Annotated in this window: 19 protein-coding genes and 1 pseudogene; 7 read left to right on the forward strand and 13 right to left on the reverse strand. The window is 66.3% G+C overall.

Annotated elements, in window-relative coordinates; translation table 11 throughout:
* Position 1: 1 nt before the first annotated feature.
* The 5 genes from fliG to DT343_RS08765 form a co-directional block, all read right to left on the reverse strand.
* On the reverse strand, positions 2-1,036 hold the full coding sequence (gene fliG, locus DT343_RS08745; protein ID WP_112862497.1) for a flagellar motor switch protein FliG: 1,035 nt from the start codon (positions 1,034-1,036) through the stop codon (positions 2-4).
* Positions 1,036-2,676, reverse strand: coding sequence for a flagellar basal-body MS-ring/collar protein FliF (fliF, locus tag DT343_RS08750; protein WP_112862498.1), 1,641 nt, complete (start codon positions 2,674-2,676; stop codon positions 1,036-1,038). Before fliF ends, fliG begins: the two co-directional genes overlap by 1 nt.
* A gap of 88 nt (positions 2,677-2,764) precedes the next feature.
* On the reverse strand, positions 2,765-3,790 hold the full coding sequence (locus DT343_RS08755) for an alpha/beta fold hydrolase (protein ID WP_112862499.1): 1,026 nt from the start codon (positions 3,788-3,790) through the stop codon (positions 2,765-2,767).
* A 16-nt stretch (positions 3,791-3,806) separates the two neighbouring features.
* Positions 3,807-4,448: a uracil-DNA glycosylase family protein gene (locus DT343_RS08760; RefSeq protein WP_112862500.1), complete on the reverse strand. Its 642-nt coding sequence runs from the start codon at positions 4,446-4,448 to the stop codon at positions 3,807-3,809.
* Complete coding sequence (locus DT343_RS08765; RefSeq protein ID WP_017504494.1) at positions 4,438-4,740, reverse strand: DUF3253 domain-containing protein; 303 nt, start codon at positions 4,738-4,740, stop codon at positions 4,438-4,440. The genes DT343_RS08760 and DT343_RS08765 overlap by 11 nt, the downstream gene beginning before the upstream one ends.
* A gap of 47 nt (positions 4,741-4,787) precedes the next feature.
* Here DT343_RS08765 and DT343_RS08770 point away from each other — a divergent pair, with 47 nt between their 5' ends.
* On the forward strand, positions 4,788-5,222 hold the full coding sequence (locus DT343_RS08770) for a PaaI family thioesterase (RefSeq protein WP_017504495.1): 435 nt from the start codon (positions 4,788-4,790) through the stop codon (positions 5,220-5,222).
* On the opposite strand, the gene DT343_RS08775 is transcribed toward DT343_RS08770, so the two are convergent.
* The 3 genes from DT343_RS08775 to DT343_RS08785 all read right to left on the reverse strand — a co-directional run bounded on the left by DT343_RS08775 (position 5,206) and on the right by DT343_RS08785 (position 8,145).
* On the reverse strand, positions 5,206-5,844 hold the full coding sequence (locus DT343_RS08775) for a YoaK family protein (protein ID WP_112862501.1): 639 nt from the start codon (positions 5,842-5,844) through the stop codon (positions 5,206-5,208). The genes DT343_RS08770 and DT343_RS08775 overlap by 17 nt on opposite strands.
* 16 nt (positions 5,845-5,860) lie before the next feature.
* Positions 5,861-7,135: a NupC/NupG family nucleoside CNT transporter gene (locus tag DT343_RS08780; RefSeq protein ID WP_112862502.1), complete on the reverse strand. Its 1,275-nt coding sequence runs from the start codon at positions 7,133-7,135 to the stop codon at positions 5,861-5,863.
* Positions 7,136-7,266: 131 nt separating this feature from the next.
* Positions 7,267-8,145, reverse strand: a complete 879-nt coding sequence (locus DT343_RS08785) for a branched-chain amino acid aminotransferase (protein WP_112862503.1) — start codon at positions 8,143-8,145, stop codon at positions 7,267-7,269.
* Positions 8,146-8,233: 88 nt separating this feature from the next.
* On the opposite strand from DT343_RS08785, the gene DT343_RS08790 reads away from it, so the two are divergent.
* The 3 genes from DT343_RS08790 (at position 8,234) to DT343_RS08800 (ending at position 10,898) form a co-directional block, all read left to right on the forward strand.
* The gene (locus DT343_RS08790; protein ID WP_369814635.1) at positions 8,234-8,965 is read left to right on the forward strand and encodes a response regulator; all 732 of its coding nucleotides are present in this window, start codon (positions 8,234-8,236) and stop codon (positions 8,963-8,965) included.
* Positions 8,966-8,969: 4 nt separating this feature from the next.
* On the forward strand, positions 8,970-10,337 hold the full coding sequence (locus tag DT343_RS08795; protein ID WP_112862504.1) for an ATP-binding protein: 1,368 nt from the start codon (positions 8,970-8,972) through the stop codon (positions 10,335-10,337).
* An 84-nt stretch (positions 10,338-10,421) separates the two neighbouring features.
* A complete protein-coding gene (locus DT343_RS08800; RefSeq protein WP_112862505.1) occupies positions 10,422-10,898 on the forward strand; it encodes a hypothetical protein in 477 nt (158 codons plus the stop codon).
* Here the strand turns inward: DT343_RS08800 and DT343_RS08805 are convergent.
* From DT343_RS08805 to DT343_RS08815, 3 genes are all read right to left on the reverse strand, one after another.
* Positions 10,895-11,701: a pyrroline-5-carboxylate reductase family protein gene (locus tag DT343_RS08805; RefSeq protein WP_112862506.1), complete on the reverse strand. Its 807-nt coding sequence runs from the start codon at positions 11,699-11,701 to the stop codon at positions 10,895-10,897. The two genes, DT343_RS08800 and DT343_RS08805, sit on opposite strands and share 4 nt — an antisense overlap.
* Positions 11,701-12,204 carry a YbjN domain-containing protein gene (locus DT343_RS08810; protein ID WP_017504503.1) on the reverse strand — a complete coding sequence of 168 codons (504 nt, stop codon included), beginning with the start codon at positions 12,202-12,204 and terminating at the stop codon, positions 11,701-11,703. Before DT343_RS08810 ends, DT343_RS08805 begins: the two co-directional genes overlap by 1 nt.
* Positions 12,205-12,277: 73 nt before the next feature.
* Complete coding sequence (locus tag DT343_RS08815; protein ID WP_017504504.1) at positions 12,278-12,565, reverse strand: accessory factor UbiK family protein; 288 nt, start codon at positions 12,563-12,565, stop codon at positions 12,278-12,280.
* Between the two features lie 173 nt (positions 12,566-12,738).
* Between DT343_RS08815 and lgt the strand changes: the two genes are divergently transcribed.
* Genes lgt through pgeF form a run of 3 tightly spaced genes read left to right on the forward strand, consistent with a single transcriptional unit; the run spans position 12,739 to position 15,480 of the window.
* Positions 12,739-13,614 carry a prolipoprotein diacylglyceryl transferase gene (lgt, locus tag DT343_RS08820; RefSeq protein WP_112862507.1) on the forward strand — a complete coding sequence of 292 codons (876 nt, stop codon included), beginning with the start codon at positions 12,739-12,741 and terminating at the stop codon, positions 13,612-13,614.
* Positions 13,611-14,696 carry a class I SAM-dependent methyltransferase gene (locus tag DT343_RS08825; protein WP_112862508.1) on the forward strand — a complete coding sequence of 362 codons (1,086 nt, stop codon included), beginning with the start codon at positions 13,611-13,613 and terminating at the stop codon, positions 14,694-14,696. Before lgt ends, DT343_RS08825 begins: the two co-directional genes overlap by 4 nt.
* Before the next feature lie 13 nt (positions 14,697-14,709).
* On the forward strand, positions 14,710-15,480 hold the full coding sequence (gene pgeF / locus DT343_RS08830) for a peptidoglycan editing factor PgeF (protein WP_112862509.1): 771 nt from the start codon (positions 14,710-14,712) through the stop codon (positions 15,478-15,480).
* On the opposite strand, the gene lpxC is transcribed toward pgeF, so the two are convergent.
* Positions 15,477-16,376: a UDP-3-O-acyl-N-acetylglucosamine deacetylase gene (lpxC, locus tag DT343_RS08835; protein WP_112862510.1), complete on the reverse strand. Its 900-nt coding sequence runs from the start codon at positions 16,374-16,376 to the stop codon at positions 15,477-15,479. The genes pgeF and lpxC overlap by 4 nt on opposite strands.
* A 184-nt stretch (positions 16,377-16,560) precedes the next feature.
* A pseudogene (locus DT343_RS08840) lies at positions 16,561-17,006 on the reverse strand (cell division protein FtsZ); the annotation flags it as partial.

The raw sequence follows: 17,006 nt of genomic DNA on the forward strand, positions 1-17,006 counted from the left end.
GTCAGTAGATCAACTCGTCGTCGGTGCCCTGACCGGCCAGCATGATGTCGCCCTTGGCGGCTAGATCCTTGGCGACCTGGACCATGGCCATCTGGGCTGCGTCGACATCCTTCAGACGCACCGGCCCCATCGACTCCATGTCTTCGCGCATGATCTTGGACGCACGTTCGGACATGTTGGAGAAGAACATTTCGCGCAGGCCTTCCGACGCGCCCTTCATTGCCAGGCCCAGAGAGTCCTTGTCCACGGCGCGCAGCAGGGTCTGCACCCCGCCCGGATCCAGCTTCGACAGATCCTCGAACACGAACATCAGGGCGCGGATGCGTTCGGCCGACTCGCGGTTGCGCTCTTCCAGGGCCCCGATGAAGCGGGCCTCGGTCTGGCGATCGAAGCTGTTGAAGATGTCGGCCATCATCTCGTGGCTGTCGCGCTTGGACGTCCGCGCCAGGTTCGACATGAACTCGGTGCGCAGCGTCGCCTCGATCTTGTCCAGGATCTCGCGCTGCACCGGCTCCATGCGCAACATCCGCTGCACGCATTCCAACGCGAAGTCTTCCGGCAGGCTGGTCAGGACCCGGGCGGCGTGGTCCGAACGCACCTTCGACAGGATGACGGCGACGGTCTGGGGGTATTCGTTCTTCAAATAGTTGGCGAGAACCGCCTCGTTCACATTGCCCAGCTTGTCCCACATGGTGCGACCGGCCGGGCCCCGGATTTCCTCCATCAGGCCGTCGACGCGATCCTTGGGCAGGAAGGCGGCCAGCAGCTTTTGCGTCTGCTCATAGCTGCCGATCACGGCGCCGGAGCCGGACAGGCCCGACACGAACTCAATCATCAGGGCCTCGACGGCCTCGGCGCTGACATTGCCCAGGGTCGCCATCGCTTGGGAGATTTCCTTGACCTCGTCATCATCCAGCCGCTCCCACAGGGCGGTATGCTCTTCGCCCAGCGCCAGCAGGATGACGGCGGCCTTCTCCGGTCCCGAGAGCTTGTTGGGATCGTCGATCGAGGCCTTCTTGTTGACCAGCTTAGCCATCAGCCTTCCGCCACCCAGGTCCGCAGGATGCCGGCCGCATCATCGGGATGCGCCTGAACGAAATCGGCGACCTTCTTGACCGAGGACGCCTTCACCTGACCCTCGATGCGGGCGATGTCGATTTTCTGATCCATCTCGCTGGGCGCCGGCAGTTGAACCATCTGCGGCTGGCCATCCGGGCCGATCACGGTGGTCGCCACAGCCGTCACCGGCACGCCGTTGGCGCCCGCCAGCGCCGGCAGATTGCCCCCGCCGCCTGCGGCCGTCTTCAGCAGCGGACGCAGCACGAAGAAGATCAGCAGCAGGGCGACGACCGTCAGGATGCCCAGCTCGACGAAGCGCATGATGTCGTTCTTGGAGAAGTCCAGCAGCGACGACTTGCCGTCCAGACCGCCCTCGATGCCGGTGTCGTGGTTGAAGCGGACGTTGATGACCTCGATCTTGTCGCCGCGTGTCTCGTCGATGCCGGCGGCGGCGGCGACCAACGACTTGATCTGGGCGATCTCCTCGGCGGTGCGCGGCGCATAGGTTGGCTCGCCCTTGCCGTCCTTGGCCGGCGTCCACTTGCCATCCACGGCGACGGCGACGGCCAGCTTCTTGACCTCTCCTGGCTCTTTGGTCGTGGTCGTGGTGGTCTTGGAGATTTCGTAGTTGGTCGTCTCGGCGTTTTCCGAGTTGGTCGAGCCGACGGGCGTCGTGCCGGGCGCAGCGCCGCCAGGGATGTTGTTGGTCGCGGTCACACCGCCGTCGGCCTGGCCGCTGTTATCGGCGGATTGCGAGCCGTTGGTCGTGGTCGAGCGGACGACCTGACCATCGGGATCGAACTTCTCTTCCTGGGTCGTGGCGCGGCTCTGGTCAATGTCGGCCGTGACCTGGACGCGGGCGGCGCCGGCGCCGACGACGCCTTCGACGATGTCCTTGATGCGCGCTTGAAGCTGGCTCTCGGTATTGCCCTTGGCCTCGGCGGCGGACGCCGAGGTGAAGGTTCCGTCGTCGCTGCCGGCCGCCAGGGTGCGGTTGGTCTGGTCCGCCACGGTGACGCGGTCGGGCTTCAGGTTCGGCACGGACGAGGCCACTAGGTTGCGGATCGCCCGCACCTGATCGCTCGTCAGGTCCCGCCCGCCCAGCCCCACCAGAACGGCGGCGGTCGGTTCGCCGGCGGCCGAGGTGAACATCTCGCGGCGCGGCATGGTGATGTGGACGCGGGCGGCCGTGATGCCGCGCATGGACATGATGGTGCGCGACAGTTCGCCCTGCAGGGCGCGCTGTTCGTTCAACTGCTGCTGAAACTCGGTCTGACCCAGCACCGACTGGCTGTCGAACAGCTCGTAACCAACCGATCCGGACGTGACCAAACCCTTGCCCGCGACCAGCATCCGCGCCGTGCCGACTTCGTCGCGGTTGACCATGATGGTCGAACCGTCGCCCTTGGACGAATATTTGATGCCGGCTTGGTCCAGGGCGGCGCTGATCTCGCTGGCCTCGCGCAGATCCAGGTTGGAATAAAGCAGGGCGTCCGGCGCTTGGCCCATGCGCAGCATGACGGCGACCAGCACGGCGGCCACGCCTGCGGCGACGCCGAGGACCGCAGCCAGACGGCCGATCCCGAACTTCTGCAACGCCGCTGTGAAGCCGCCCACGCGTCCCCGCCCCCTACTCGCGGGAGACACGAACGCCCCGCTAGGCAGAAAATGCCGCCTGGATGGTAAACGTCGCGTTAAGACCCGCTTAAGGGCGCGCCCTGCCCGCCTGAAGCTGCGGCAAGACAGCCGGCGCACCCGACGGCAAAGGGGCTTTCGGGTCTCTCAACCACGAGACGACGTCGCGATAGACGATCTCGGCGTCCAGATCGCGGTTCAGCAGATGCCAGCCGGTCGGATACCAGGCGGTCCGCAGCGTTCCGCCCTCCCGCTCGGCCCGCTCAAGCGCCGCCTTCATCGGCCCCTTCTTCACCACCTCGTCGTGGGCGCCGTACATCAGGATGGCGTCGCCCCGGATGCGGCCCAGGCTGCGCGACGAGGTCTCCATCAGATCGACCAGCCCATAGACGGTGTCGAACCGGGTCGCGAGGATGCTCATCGGATCGCGTCCGTTACGGATAAGCTCCAGCGTATTGGATGAGGCGTGGATGTCGCGCGTGATGAACTCCGGCGGTTCCAGCGCCACGTCGCCCAGCGCCCGCGCCGCAATGTTCAGCGCGGTGCTGTTCAACAGTCCTTGCGTCGACCAGCCCCAGACGCCGGGCGCCAGCAGCACGATCCGGTCCGCATCCGGCGGATTGTCGGAGCCGAACGCCGCCGCGGTCACAGACCCGCCCATGCTCTCGCCCACCACGGCGATGACGGCATGGGGATAGCGGGCGCGCGCCATCGCGGTGATCTCGCGCAGATCATCGGTCATCCGCTGCTGCCCGGCCCATTCGCCCCGCCCTGGCGCCCCGCCGAAGCCGCGCTGATCGTAGGACCAGGTCTCGATCCCCTGCTCGGCCCACCAGGGGCCGGCCAGACGGAAGCTGGCGTCGTGATCGTTCATGCCGTGGAGGGCCACGATCACTGCCCAGGGAGCCCCTTCCTTTGGCCCCCAATGCAGATACGGCAGGCGCGCGCCGTCCGACATGACCAGGGCGCGATCCTCGACATGGGCGCCGACAAAGCCCGGCGACGGCGTCAACGGCGGCTGAATGTGGGGTGCGGCGCAGGCCGACAGAATGAGCGCGGCGGTCAGCGGCATAAGTCTGGAGGCGATCAAGGCCATGTGTCCCAAGCAGCGCTCATGATACCACCGGCGAGTCCTTCTCGCTGGAGCGAATGGCCGCCGGATTTGCAGAAGTCAGAATGCGCTGAACCCGTTCCCGGAGATAGGGAAGCACTTCCGCCTCGAACCACGGATTCTTCTTCAGCCAGGCCGTATTGCGCCACGACGGATGCGGCAGCACCAGCAGATCCGGTGCATACTCCCGCCACGCCCTAATCGTTTCGGTCATGGTCCGCTTGGCGTCATCGCCCAGCGCCCACGCCTGGGCATAGCCGCCGACCAGCAAGGTCAGCTCCATCTGCGGCAGGGCGTCCAGCAACTGCGGTCGCCACAGTTCCGCACAGCGTGTCGGCGGTGGATAGTCGCCGCCTTTCGGCGCGGTGCCTGGATAGCAGAAGGCCTGGGCCGCCACCCCAATGCGCGGGTCGGCGTAGAAGGTCTCGTAGTCCACGCCCATCCAGTCACGAAGACGATCGCCCGATGGATCCGTGAACGGCAGCCCGCTCTCATGGACGCGTCGTCCCGGCGCCTGGCCGCAAATCAGCAGCCGCGTCTCGGGAAAGACCCGCACCACCGGGCGCGGCGTGTGCGGCAGGACGCCCGCGCAGGCGCGACAGGCGCGGATGTCGTTCAGGATATCCTGGAGATCAGTCGTCATCGCCCTCGACGACTGGCGGACGGCGGCTCAGCGCCAGGGCCGTTTCTTCCTCGGTCGCCTGGCGCAGACGCGTGACGCCTCGGAAGTTATCCGGATCGACCGCCTTGCCCTTCTTCGTGATGGTCAGCTTGCCTTGGCGCATCAGGCCCAAAGCGGTCGCGCGAACCTTGGGCAGCATGCGCTGCCACTGCTCGGGCTGTAGCTCTTTGGCCACTTCCGCGGGCTCAATGCTCTTGCCGGGCTCAAGCGCGGCGATTTTGTTCAGGATTGCGGTTTCGATCGGGTCGCTCATTGCGCCTATATGCTGCAACGCACGCCCATAAGTAAGGCCGAGTCTGCATGCCCAAGAAAATCACCATCACCGAGGGCGAGTTCGCCGGCTGGCAGACCTACGATCTGCACGACACCTTCGACACGGTGGTCGGCCCCTTCTACGGCAAGCCGGATCCCGACGGGCACATGCGCTGCGCCTTCCGCGCCGAGCAGAAGCATATGAACGCAGGCGGGCGGATGCACGGCGGCTGCCTGATGACCTTCGCCGACATCGCCATGTTCCAGATCGCCTATCAGGAGATGGAGGGGGCCTCGGGCGTCACGGTTCAGCTGGACTCCACGTTCATCGACGGCGGCTATGTCGGCGAACTGATCGAAGCCACCGGCCAGGTCACCAAGGCCGGCAAGAGCCTGATCTTCGTGCGGGGCCAGATCAATACCGGCGAGCGTCTGCTAATGACCTTCTCCGGCGTCATCCGCAAGTTCACGCCGCGCGGCTGAAGCGCGCGATCACCGAGAGCGTCACGGCCAGTCCCGCAGCCGGCCATAACGCCGCCAACCCCAGCCGTTGATAGGTCAGAGCCCCTAAAACAGCCCCTGCCGTCAATCCAGCCCACAAAGCCAGATAGTGACGATAGGCCCTACGGTCACGCCCGGTCGCAGCAGCGGCCAAGGCTTGCCCGAGCTTGACCAGAGTGCCGGTCATATAGGTCAGGCTGACGCCGACCTCTCCATTTCGCAGGAAGACCGAATTCTCCGCCCCCATCGCCGAAACCATCAGCAGGATGGCCAGAGGCGTCAGACCGAACGCCGCGGCCAAGGCCGCACAGGCCAGCAACAGCCCTTCGAATAATAAAACGCGGCTGCGTGACCGCGCGCCCTCCCCTCCAGCGATCAGCGCCCCGAGGAACGATCCAAGCACGAAGACCGCGAGAATGGCGGCCAGATGCCCGACGGCCAGCCAGTGTCCCGAGGCCAGGTTGGCGGCCAGACGCGTGGAGTTGCCGCTCATGAACGAGACGAACACACCGCCAAGCTGCAGGAAGCCCAGACTGTCCACATAGCCCGCAAGACCCGCCAGCAGCAGCGCCAGTCCACGGTCCAGCGGGGCGAGCGCGCGCATCGGATCTAGGCCCGCCTCAGAACCCGAACACCGCCGCCGGCATCGCGCCGACGATGGCCGCGGTCATCAAGGTGGCCAAAAAGCCGGCGAACAGGCCCTTCCAGACCATGCCCAGCACCTCCTCCCGGCGTTCGGGCATTAGGACCGACAGTCCGGTGACGGTGATGCCGACCGAGCCGATGTTGGCGAAGCCGCACAGGGCGTAGGTCATCAGCATCCGCGTACGCTCGGTCATGTCCGCGGCCGGCACCTTGCCCAGGTCGATGAAGGCGACGAACTCGGTCAGGGTCAGTTTGACGCCCAGCAGCCAGCCGGCGACATCGGCGTCGCTCCACTCTATGCCGATCAGCCAGGCGACCGGCGCGAAGATCCAGCCCAGCATCCGCTCGACGGTCAGCGGCGCATCGAACACGACGAACCCGCCCAGCATGACGTTGACCAGGGCGACCAGGGCCACGAACACGATCAGCACGGCCGAGATGTTCAGCACGACCATCAGGCCGTCGGACGTGCCTTTGACGATGGCGTCGATGGCGCTGTCGTATTTCAGGGCCGAGTCATAGTCTGCGACCGCGCCGCCCATGCCTTCCTTCTCGGGGATGATGATCCGCGCCAGCAGCACGCCGGCCGGCGCCGACACGATCGACGCAACCAGCACGTGGCCCGCCGCATTGGGCAGCACCGGCGACAGGATGGTTGCATAGGCCACCATGGTCGAACCGGCGACCGTCGCCAGGCCCACGACCATCATCAGGAAGATCTCGGACCGCGTCAGCTTGTCCAGATAGGCGCGGATCACGATCGGGCTTTCGATCATGCCCAGGAAGATGTTGGCCGCGACCGCTAGGGCCGAGGCGCCGCCCAGACCCATCGTCTTCTGGAACAGAAAACCGAAGCTCAGGGTGATCCACTTCAGGATCTTCCAGTGCCACAGCAGGGCCGACAGGGCGGAAATCACTAGGATCAGCGGCAGAACCTGGAAGGCGAAGGTGAAAAGCGCGCCCTGGTTCGAGACCGTATAGGGTTGGTCCCCGCCGGCCAGATAGCCGAAGACGAACTTGGTCCCCTCGGTCGTGGCGACCGCCAGACCGTCCACCGCGCCCGTCACCGCCGCCAGCACCGCCTGCGAGCCCGGAATGGCGAACAGGGCGAGCACCAGCCCGGCCTGCACCACGATCGCGCCGATGGTCAGCCGCCAGGGAAAGGCCTTGCGGTTCTCCGAGATCGCCCAGCAGACCGCGACGATGACGACCAGACCCAGAAGGCTCTGGAGGTTCAGGAGGCTGAACATGAAAAACGATCCCCGCACCCGGCGCGCCTGCCGGTCTTTATTCGCTTCAAGGACAAAGTGACGCGGCTGGCAAGCGAAACGAAAAGGGCGGCCCCTTAAGGACCGCCCTCATCCTGTCGTCGCGCCTCGGCTTATAGCTGGCCGCGCACCAGCTTGCCGTAGTGATCCATCAGATCCAGCGACAGGGCGCCGGGGGTGAATCGATATTCGCCCACCTCGGCGACCGGGGTCACCTCGACAGCCGTGCCGGTCAGGAAGCATTCGGTGAAGTCCGACAGCTCTTCCGGCTTGATCTCACGCACCACGACCTCGATGCCCTTCTCGCGGGCGATCTCGATCACGGTCTGGCGGGTTAGGCCGTCCAGAATGTGCTCGACGTTCGGCGTGTGGATGACGCCGTCCTTGACGAAGAAGACGTTGGCGCCGGTCGCCTCGGCGACATAGCCGCGCCAGTCCAGCATCAGGGCGTCGGCGAAACCACGCCGCTCGGCGGCGTTCTTGGACATGGTGCAGATCATGTACAGACCCGCCGCCTTGGCCGTCGTCGGGGCCGTCGCCGGATCAGGACGACGCCACTTAGACCATTCCAGACGCAGGCCGCGCGCCTTGACCTCCGGATCGAAATAGCTGGGCCAGTCCCACACGGCGATCGCCAGGTGAACCTTGTTGTTCAAGGCCGAAACGCTGGTCTGTTCCGGGCCGAGGTAGGCGACGGGACGCACATAGCAGTCCGTCAGACCGTTCTTGGCGCAGGTTTCCTTACAGAAGGCGTCGATTTCAGCGACGCTGTAGGGTATCTCGAAATCGAGCAGGTTGGCGGACCGCTTCAGGCGCTCGGAATGTTGCGTCAGCTTGAAGATTTCGCCGCCGTACATACGCTCACCCTCAAAGACCGACGAGCCATAGTGAAGGGCATGGGTCAGAACGTGCGTTTTCGCTTCCCTCCAGGGGACGAAATCGCCATTCACCCAGATGAAGCCGTCACGATCGTCGAAAGGAACGAAGGCCATTGAAATACGTCTCCCGCGAAACTGACGGTCTTAGAGCCGCACGAATCGCTCAGGTCAACGCCGCAAGCGGGGGAAACGTCGCATGAGCATGACGGAATCGCGTTCGCATGGCCGCTCAGGCCCCATCGCCGGTCCCGGCGTCGGTCGCCATCTGCTGATTGTCGACGACGACGATCGCATCCGCGAACTGCTGAAGGAATTCCTGGCGCGCGAAGGCTATCGCGTGACGGGTGCCGCGCACGCGGCCGCCGCCAAGCGGATGATGGAGCTGATCGAGTTCGATCTGGTCGTGCTGGACGTCATGATGCCGGGCGAAAGCGGCCTGGACCTCACCAGCTGGGTCCGCAACAAAGCCGAACTGTCCAAGACGCCGGTCCTGCTGCTGACCGCGCGCGGCGATCCCGAGGACCGGATCGAGGGTCTGTCGCGCGGCGCCGACGACTATATGTCCAAGCCCTTCGAACCGCGCGAACTGGTGCTGCGCATCGACGCCATCCTGCGCCGCACCGGCGGCAAGCCGATCGGTCCCAAGGAGATCAAGCTGGGCACCGCCGTCTTCGACATGGAACGGCTGGAGCTGAGCCGTGACGGCGCGCCCCAGCGTCTGACCGAGGCCGAGGCCCAGTTGCTCAAGACCCTGGCGCTTCACGCCCATGCGCCGGTCGAGCGGATGAGCCTGTCGCCGGATACCGCCGACATCACCGGCCGCGCCGTGGACGTCCAGGTGACGCGCCTGCGCCGCAAGCTGGAAGTCGATCCCAAGAACCCGCGCTATCTCCAGACGGTGCGCGGCGTCGGCTATATGCTGGCTCCCGACTGAGCCGATGCGGCTTCTGCCCGCCTATCTGTGGCCGCGATTCCTGAAGCGGCGCCTGCCGACCTCGCTGTGGGGCCGGTCGCTGCTGATCATCGTCCTGCCGGTGCTGGTGATGCAGATGGCGGTGACCTGGGTATTCTTCGACGCCCACTGGCAGACGGTGACCGCGCGTCTGTCCGAAGGCCTGGCCGGCGACATCGCCTGGGCCGTCGAGAGCTATGAGGACGACCCCAGCCCGGCGAACCTGGACAAACTGGCCAATCGCGCCGAGCGGTCCATGTCCCTGTCCATCGTGCTTCAAGACGGGCGCACCCTTCCGACGGAAGAACGCCGCGGCGCCATCGGCGTGGTGGACCGTGTGCTGGACAAGGCCTTGGACGCCCGTCTGGACCGCCCCTACTGGTTCGACACCACCCGCTATCCCGCCTACGTCGACATCCAGGTGCAGGAGCCGCAAGGGGTGCTGCGCATCATCGCCCCACGCGAGCGCGCGGTGGCGACCCAGGCCCATATCTTCGTCCTTTGGTTGGCGGTGGCGACCGTTCTGTTGATGGGCGTGGCCATCCTGTTCATCCGCAATCAGGTCCGGGCCATCGAGCGGCTGGCCGATGCGGCCGAGGCCTTCGGGCGCGGCGAGACCGTGCCCCGGTTCAAGCCGCACGGCGCGCGCGAAGTCCGCGCCGCCGCCGTCGCCTTCATGGCCATGCGAGACCGGATTCAACGCCACATCGATCAGCGAACCGCCCTGCTCGCCTCGGTCAGCCACGACCTGCGCACGCCCCTGACCCGTCTGCGTCTCGAACTGGCTCTGGCTCCACCTTTCAAGCGCCAGTCGGCCATGCGGGGCGACCTGGACGAAATGGAGCATATGATCGACGAATACCTCGACTTCGCCCGTGGCGAAGCGGGCGAACCGCCCAAGCCGGTGTCGATTTCCGACCTGTTGAAGGCGGCCGCCGAGGATGCGAAACGCGCCGGCGCCGAAGTCGAGGTCGTGGTCGCCGAGGGCCTGACCGCCTCAGTTCGCCCCCTCGCCTTCAAGCGCGCCCTGGTGAACCTGGCCGGCAATGCCGCCTCTCACGGCGAGCACGTGCGGCTGTCGGCCCGCGCCCTGGCGTCAGGCGGGTTGGAGATCATCGTCGAGGACGACGGTCCCGGCATCCCAGAGGCCATGTATGACGAAGCTTTCCGGCCCTTCTCGCGCCTGGACGACTCTCGCAACCAGAACCGCAAGGGCGTCGGTCTGGGCCTAGCCATCGCGCGCGACGTGGCGCGCGGCCACGGTGGCGATGTCACCTTGGATCGCAGCGAACTGGGCGGATTAAAAGCGACGATCCGCATCCCGGGCGGGGTCACCGTCGCCGAGTTCGCTTAAGGCTTGAAAGCTTTCGTCAGCAGGGTCTGGCGGAACGGCGCTGCAGGGGTCATCTTGAGGGCGACAGGGCTTGGAGATGATTTCATGCGTAAACTCGCCTTCTTTGCACCCCTGGCCGCGACACTCGCCGTCGCCGCCATGGCTCAGGCTCAAGCGCCGACGGTGAACGTCACGGTCGGGCCGCAGCTTCAGCGCGAGGTCGAAAAGCTCGGCGACCGCGAGGTTAACGAACAGATCGCCGGCCTTCAGGCCGAGGTCGGAAAGGCCTTGGCCCAGCGTTATCCGGGCGCGACCGCCAATCTGGTCCTGGTCGACCTGAAGCCCAACCGGCCGACCTTCGAACAGGTTCGCCAGACGCCGGGCCTGGATCCGATCCGCAGCGTGTCGATCGGCGGCGCGGCCATCAAGGGTGAGATCGTGATGGCGGACGGGGTGACGCGGCCCGTGGACTATTCCTATTTCACGCCCAGCATCAACGACGTCTGGGGCTACAGCGTCTGGCGCGACGCTGACCGCGCGTTCGAGCGCTTCGGCGTTCAGATCGAGCGCGGACGCTTCTAGCCCATCTCGCGGTTGCGTCTGACCGCCGCCGCGACCGTCTCGTCCAGCATCGCCGTGAGGCGGCCGTCCTTCGCCATGGCGTCAAGCCCGGCGCGGGTCGAGCCGCCAGGCGAGGCGATGCGCCCGATCAGGGCCTCCAGCGCATCGTCGCCCATGGAATCGGCTGCAGACCTGAGAGTCGCGCGCGCCAGCACATCGGCCGTCGCCGCATCCAGACCCGCCGTCTCCCCGGCCCGCGCCAGCGCTTCGGTAAAGGCGTAGAAATAGGCTGCGCCCGAGCCGGCCACCGCCGTCGCCGCATCCATCAGCGCCTCGTCGGCCAGCACGACCGTCTCGGCCATCGGCTCGAACAAGGCTCGCCCGACGTGCTCGGCGCGCGGGTCCGCCGACCAGACCGAGGCCACCCCGCGTCCACGCGACACACCGGTCGTCGGCATCACCCGCACGATGGGCCAGCCTCCCAGGCCTTCGGCCAAGGTCGGCGCCGTCACGCCCGCCATGACCGACAGGATGACGGCTCGGTCATTCAGGAACGGCGTCAGCGGAGTCATCACCTCGCGCCACAGCGCCGGCTTCACCACCAGAACGATGACCGCCGCCTCGGTCAGCACCTCCAGCGACGGATTGATCCGCGCGCCCTTGGCCCGAGCTGAGTCGGCCGCTGACTTTTCAGAGGGAGAGAGAATAATCAGGTCGGACGCCGCCACCGTCTCGGTCAGCAGCCAGCCTTCCAGAATGGCTGAGCCCAGTCGGCCGCAGCCGACCAGGACAACGGGACCCGGAACGGATTCCGCGCTTGGCATCAGGCGGTGCCGACGGTCTCGAACAGGCAGGCGTCGATCGCCTCCTGCGGCTTCTTGTTGCCGCGCACCATGAAGTCGAAGGCGGGGTAGTAGCGATCCGAAGCCTCGATGGCCGCATCGATCATCGACGCCGCCTGGGCCAGGGTTGGACGCTCACCCATCGGCAAGGCCAGCGAATGGCGGAAGACGATCTCCCCGTCCTCGGCCCAGACCTCGAAATGACCCATCCAGGTGCGCTGGTTGATCAGACCGACCAGTTCATAGGCCGCCGTTTTGCGGCTCTTGGCCACCTTCAGATCCAGCGCACAGCACAGCTGCAGACAATCGCCCTCGGGACGCCAAGCGAACCACAGCTCATAGTCCTTCCAGTCGCCGGCCAGAGCAAAGGCGAGGTCGCCGTCGTCGGTGCGATCAAACGGAAGGTTCTCGGCCGTGAGCACATGCTCGACAACCTCAAGCGGGTCGAAGGGCACGTCCACTTCCTCGGGCCGGGCGATGTCCATCAAATGTCTTTCACGCTGCGTCCGCGAGAATCGCGGGCGTTAACAGAACGGTAAGCCTGTTCGCAGATTCGGCTCAACCGGCTGCGTCCCCGGGTTGAGTTCCGTCTGTGGACGTTCCCTTCACGGGCTTTGCAGCCGGCTTTTGGGCGGCCTTCAGCTCTGCGATCTCAGCTCGCAGAGCCGCGATCTCGTCCTTCAGAACATCAAACTCGTCGCGACGGACCAGGTCCATTTCGGCGGCGATCCGGTCAGCCTGGGCGCGCCAGGCGGTCTTGGCCTCTTCGCCTGCGGCCTGGGCCAGGCCCATGGCGCCGGTCGTCAGCTTGGCGAACTCGTCCAGAATGGGATTGCGGGTCTGCATGGCGGCTCCGACCTCAACGTCGTTAACGAAGGTTCACCGACTATGGTGAACGAAACCTTTCTTTCTGCTGCTTCGCGGGCGCCATCAAGGCGTCGTGATGCGTCTTCACAGGCGACGACGGCGGCGACGCTTGCTAAACCGCTGTCAAAGACAGTCCCGCACAGGAACGCCCCTTGCCCTTTCCCGAATTCGATCCGGTCCTGATCCACCTCGGACCGCTTCCGATCCGCTGGTACGCCCTGGCCTATGTCGCCGGCATCGTGCTGGGCTGGTGGTACGCCGCGCGCCTGGCCAAGACCCAGCGGCTGTGGGCGCCCGGCAAGCCGCCTGTCACCACGACGCAACTGGACGACCTGGTGCTGTGGATCGTGCTGGGCATCATCCTGGGCGGCCGCTTGGGCTACGCCCTCTTCTACAAGCCGGCCATGTACGGCCAGCTGTTCACCGGCCAGACGCTGGGCGAGCGGTTTGAACTGTTCCAGCTGTGGACCGGCGGCATGAGCTTCCACGGCGGCTTCCTGGGCGTCTGCCTGGCCATCGTCCTCTATGCCCGGTCGCAGAAGATCGACATGCTGCGCCTCGGCGATCTGGTCGCGCCTGTCGTGCCGATCGGCCTGATGTTCGGTCGCCTGGCCAACTTCATCAATGGCGAGCTGTGGGGCCGCGAGACGACCGTCCCCTGGGCCGTGCGCTTCTGCAACGCCCGCATCGAACAGATGTACGGCTTCTGCCCCGCTGGCGATGCGCCCCGCCACCCCAGCCAGCTCTATGAGGCGGGTCTTGAGGGGATCGTTCTCTTCTCCATCCTTTCCATTGCCATCTGGAAGTTCGGCCTGCTGAAGAAGCCCGGCTATATCACCGGCCTGTTCCTGGTCGGTTATGGCGTCTGCCGCGCTGCGCTGGAGAATGTGCGCGAGCCGGATATCGGCATGCCAGAATTCCCGTTCGGCCTGACCATGGGAATGATGCTGTCGATCCCGATGATCTTGGTCGGCGCCTGGCTGATCTGGCGCGCATGGAAGCGTCCGCCGGCTGCCGCTGAGGCATGAGCGAGACAGAAACCCTCAAGGCCCGTCTGGCGCGCGAGATCGCCCTGACGGGTCCTATGACGGTCGCCGACTACGTGACCCGCTGCCTGCACGATCCCAAGGGCGGCTACTATGCGGCGCGTCCGGACTTGGGTGCGCGTGGCGACTTCATCACCGCCCCTTTGGTCAGCCAGATGTTCGGCGAACTGATCGGCCTGTGGGCGGTCGAAACCTGGAACCGGCTGGGCGCGCCAGAGCGGTTCCGCCTGGTCGAGGTCGGCCCCGGCGACGGCACATTGATGAGCGACGCCTTGCGCGCCGCCCGCCTGGTCCCGGGCTTTCTCGAAGCCTGCGATCTGATCCTGATCGAACCCAGCGCCCCCTTGCGCGATCTCCAGGCCAAGGCCTTGGCTGGCGCCGATCTGTCGCCGCGCTGGGTCCGCAGCCTGGCGGCGATCGAGACCGACGCCCCTGTCATCCTGATTGCCAACGAAGTGTTGGACTGCATGCCCGCCCGTCAGTTCGTCCGCACCGACGGCGGCTGGGCCGAGCGCCGCATCGGCGTCACAGACGATGGCGACCTGATGTTCGGCCTGACCGCCATATCCGGCGGTTTTCAGAAGCCAGACTTCGAAATCGCGCCGGGCGGCATTCTCGAAATTTCGGACCAGCAGGCGGTCTTCGGCCGCGACCTCGGCCTGTTGATGAAGGCCGCCTCGGGCGCCGCCCTGCTGATCGACTATGGCCGCGCCCGGCCCGAGGCCGGAGACACGCTCCAAGCCCTGCGTCGTCACCAGAAGGTCAATCCCCTCGCCACGCCCGGCGAAGCCGACCTGACCCAATGGGCCGACTTCCCCCTGGTGCTGGAAGCGGCCGTCCGCACGGGCGCTGACGTCACCGGCAGCCTGCCCCAGGGCGAGTTTCTGCGCCGCCTAGGCATCGAGGCCCGCGCCGAGGCGCTGAAAGCCGGCCGGCCTGCCGCCTCCGGCGTCATCGACCGCCAGCTGGACCGGCTGACTGGCGACGACCAGATGGGCGCCCTGTTCAAGGCCGCCGCCATCTTCGCCCCCCGATCCCTGGTCGTGCCCGGTTGGGACGCCTGATATAGGTGGGGGCATGAGCGATCTCGCCCCCATCACCCACCCGCTTCTGACCGCCGCCGGCATCGCCCACGGCTTCTTCACCCGTGCCGGCGGCGTCTCGACCGGCCTCTATGAGGGATTGAACGCCGGCGTCGGCTCCAAGGACGAACCGGCCGCCGTCGCCGAAAACCGCCGTCGCGTCGCCGCCCATTTCAATGCCGACCCCGACCATCTGAACGGCTGCTACCAGATCCATTCCGCCGTCGCCCGCGTCGCCGAAGGCCCTTGGCATGGAGACAGGCCCGAAGGCGACGCCGTCGTCTCGGCCGAGCCTGGTCTGCTGTGTTCCGTCCTGACCGCCGACTGCGCGCCGGTGCTGTTGGCCGATCCCGAAACCCGCATCGTCGCCGCCGTCCACGCCGGCTGGAAGGGCGCGCTGGGCGGCGTCATTCACTCCGCCGTTTCCGCCATGCAGGCTCTGGGCGCCGAGCCCCGGCGGGTGGTCGCTGTCGTCGGCCCCTGCATCGCGCCCGCCAGCTATGAGGTCGGCGTCGATTTCGAAGATCGCTTCACACACCACGATCCTAGCAGCGACCGCTTCTTCCACCCCGGAGAGACCGACGACAAACGCCAGTTCGACCTGCCCGGCTTCGTCCTGTGGCGGCTACAGCAGGCGGGCGTCGGCCAAGCCGTCTGGACCGGCCACGACACCTGCGCGGACGCAGAGCGGTTCTATTCGAACCGCCGCGCCTTCCAGCACGGCGAGCCGGACTTCGGTCGATTGATTGCAGTGATCGGGGCTTAGCCCGCGCGCGCCAGCTCCGGCACGCGGGTGACTTCGCGCCAGGCCTGCGGCGCGGCCAGCAGAGCGCGGACCAGCTTGTTGTTCAGGGCGTGGCCGGCCTTGTAGCCCTCGTAGCGACCCAGCAGCGGCGCGCCCAGCACATACAGGTCGCCGATGGCGTCCAGCGCCTTGTGACGCACGAACTCGCGTTCCATACGCAGGCCGCCGGGATTCAGAATCTCGTCGCCGTCGATGACCACGGCGTTCTCCAGCGAACCGCCGCGCGCCAGACCCGCCTTGCGCAGCGCCTCGACCTCATGGGCGAACCCGAAGGTGCGGCAGGCCATGATCTCCTTGCGGAAGGTCGGTTCGTCCACGACGAAGTCGATCACCTGATTGCCGATCACGGCGGACGGGAAGTCGATCTCGAACCGCATCTCGTAGCGGTCGCACGGCATCAGAGCCGCATGCTTGTCGCCCTCGACGACATGGACCGTTTCCAGGATCTCGATGTAGCGCTGCGGCGTCGGCTGCGGTCGGAAACCGGCCCGGTCCAGCAGCTTAACGAACTCCAGCGCCGAACCGTCCAGGATCGGCAGCTCCGGCCCGTCGACCTCGACCACGGCGTTCGACACACCCAGTGCGGCGAAAGCGGCCATCAGATGCTCGATCGTCGACAGGCGAACACCCGCGCCGTTCTCGATCATGGTGTTCAGGCGGGCGTCAACCACGGCCTCGCCCGACACCGGAATGCGGTTGTCGCGGTCGGTGATGTCGGTGCGCACGAAGACGATGCCCGTGCCCGACGGCGCAGGCCGAACCGCCAGCCGCACCCGGCGGCCGGTGTGCACCCCGACCCCGGCGATGATGGCCGGGGCGACGATGGTGCGTTCGTGATGGTCGCTTCTGACCGACAAACCTGAACTCGCTCTTCCTTTGCGCGCCGCACGCCGTGCGGATTGCGCCCTAGGTTTCATCTAGCGGTCATGCCGCAAGCGCGAAATCAAAGTCCGGTTTCGGATTGTTTCGGTCTCAGACACGTCGGAAACGAGAAACGCCCCGGAGGCGGGCTCCGGGGCGTTTCATCGTCATTTGGGACGTTTAGTTGGCCAGACGGCGGAGAAAGGATGGGATTTCCAGGTCGTCATCGGCCTGTCCCGCCTCCGGTTCTGGATGTTGGATCGGTTGAGCCGAAGAGCGCGCCTGATGCGACGATTGCGGCGCATAGGACATATCGTGCTGTGGCTGCGTGCGTTTGCCGCGTCCGAACAGGCTCCAGCCGCTGCGGCGGTGGTCACGGTCGTCGTAACCCTCATCGGCTTGGGATTGCTGGGCCGCAGGCGCGGCGCGCTCATAGAGATCGCCTTGCGGCGCGACGCGCGGGGCCGGGGCGCGGGTCTCATATTCCTCGACCCAAGGATCGACGATGGGGTCCAGAGTGCGCGGCTGCGGCTCGGCGACGCGGATCACCGGCTCGGAGCGCGGTTCCGGTTCGCGAGCGGCAGGGGCCTGAAAGGTCGGCACGACCGGCGCGGCCTCGATGCGGG

Source organism: Brevundimonas vesicularis (assembly GCF_900445985.1).
Classification (GTDB): Bacteria; Pseudomonadota; Alphaproteobacteria; order Caulobacterales; family Caulobacteraceae; genus Brevundimonas; species Brevundimonas vesicularis_D.

Coding starts and splice junctions, on each gene's coding strand:
- fliG (WP_112862497.1), bottom strand. CDS start 1,036: ATGGCTAAGCTGGTCAACAAGAAGGCCTCGATCGACGATCCCAACAAG.
- DT343_RS08755 (WP_112862499.1), bottom strand. CDS start 3,790: ATGGCCTTGATCGCCTCCAGACTTATGCCGCTGACCGCCGCGCTCATT.
- DT343_RS08760 (WP_112862500.1), bottom strand. CDS start 4,448: ATGACGACTGATCTCCAGGATATCCTGAACGACATCCGCGCCTGTCGC.
- DT343_RS08765 (WP_017504494.1), bottom strand. CDS start 4,740: ATGAGCGACCCGATCGAAACCGCAATCCTGAACAAAATCGCCGCGCTT.
- DT343_RS08770 (WP_017504495.1), top strand. CDS start 4,788: ATGCCCAAGAAAATCACCATCACCGAGGGCGAGTTCGCCGGCTGGCAG.
- DT343_RS08775 (WP_112862501.1), bottom strand. CDS start 5,844: ATGCGCGCGCTCGCCCCGCTGGACCGTGGACTGGCGCTGCTGCTGGCG.
- DT343_RS08780 (WP_112862502.1), bottom strand. CDS start 7,135: ATGTTCAGCCTCCTGAACCTCCAGAGCCTTCTGGGTCTGGTCGTCATC.
- DT343_RS08785 (WP_112862503.1), bottom strand. CDS start 8,145: ATGGCCTTCGTTCCTTTCGACGATCGTGACGGCTTCATCTGGGTGAAT.
- DT343_RS08790 (WP_369814635.1), top strand. CDS start 8,234: ATGACGGAATCGCGTTCGCATGGCCGCTCAGGCCCCATCGCCGGTCCC.
- DT343_RS08795 (WP_112862504.1), top strand. CDS start 8,970: ATGCGGCTTCTGCCCGCCTATCTGTGGCCGCGATTCCTGAAGCGGCGC.
- DT343_RS08800 (WP_112862505.1), top strand. CDS start 10,422: ATGCGTAAACTCGCCTTCTTTGCACCCCTGGCCGCGACACTCGCCGTC.
- DT343_RS08805 (WP_112862506.1), bottom strand. CDS start 11,701: ATGCCAAGCGCGGAATCCGTTCCGGGTCCCGTTGTCCTGGTCGGCTGC.
- DT343_RS08810 (WP_017504503.1), bottom strand. CDS start 12,204: ATGGACATCGCCCGGCCCGAGGAAGTGGACGTGCCCTTCGACCCGCTT.
- DT343_RS08815 (WP_017504504.1), bottom strand. CDS start 12,565: ATGCAGACCCGCAATCCCATTCTGGACGAGTTCGCCAAGCTGACGACC.
- DT343_RS08825 (WP_112862508.1), top strand. CDS start 13,611: ATGAGCGAGACAGAAACCCTCAAGGCCCGTCTGGCGCGCGAGATCGCC.
- pgeF (WP_112862509.1), top strand. CDS start 14,710: ATGAGCGATCTCGCCCCCATCACCCACCCGCTTCTGACCGCCGCCGGC.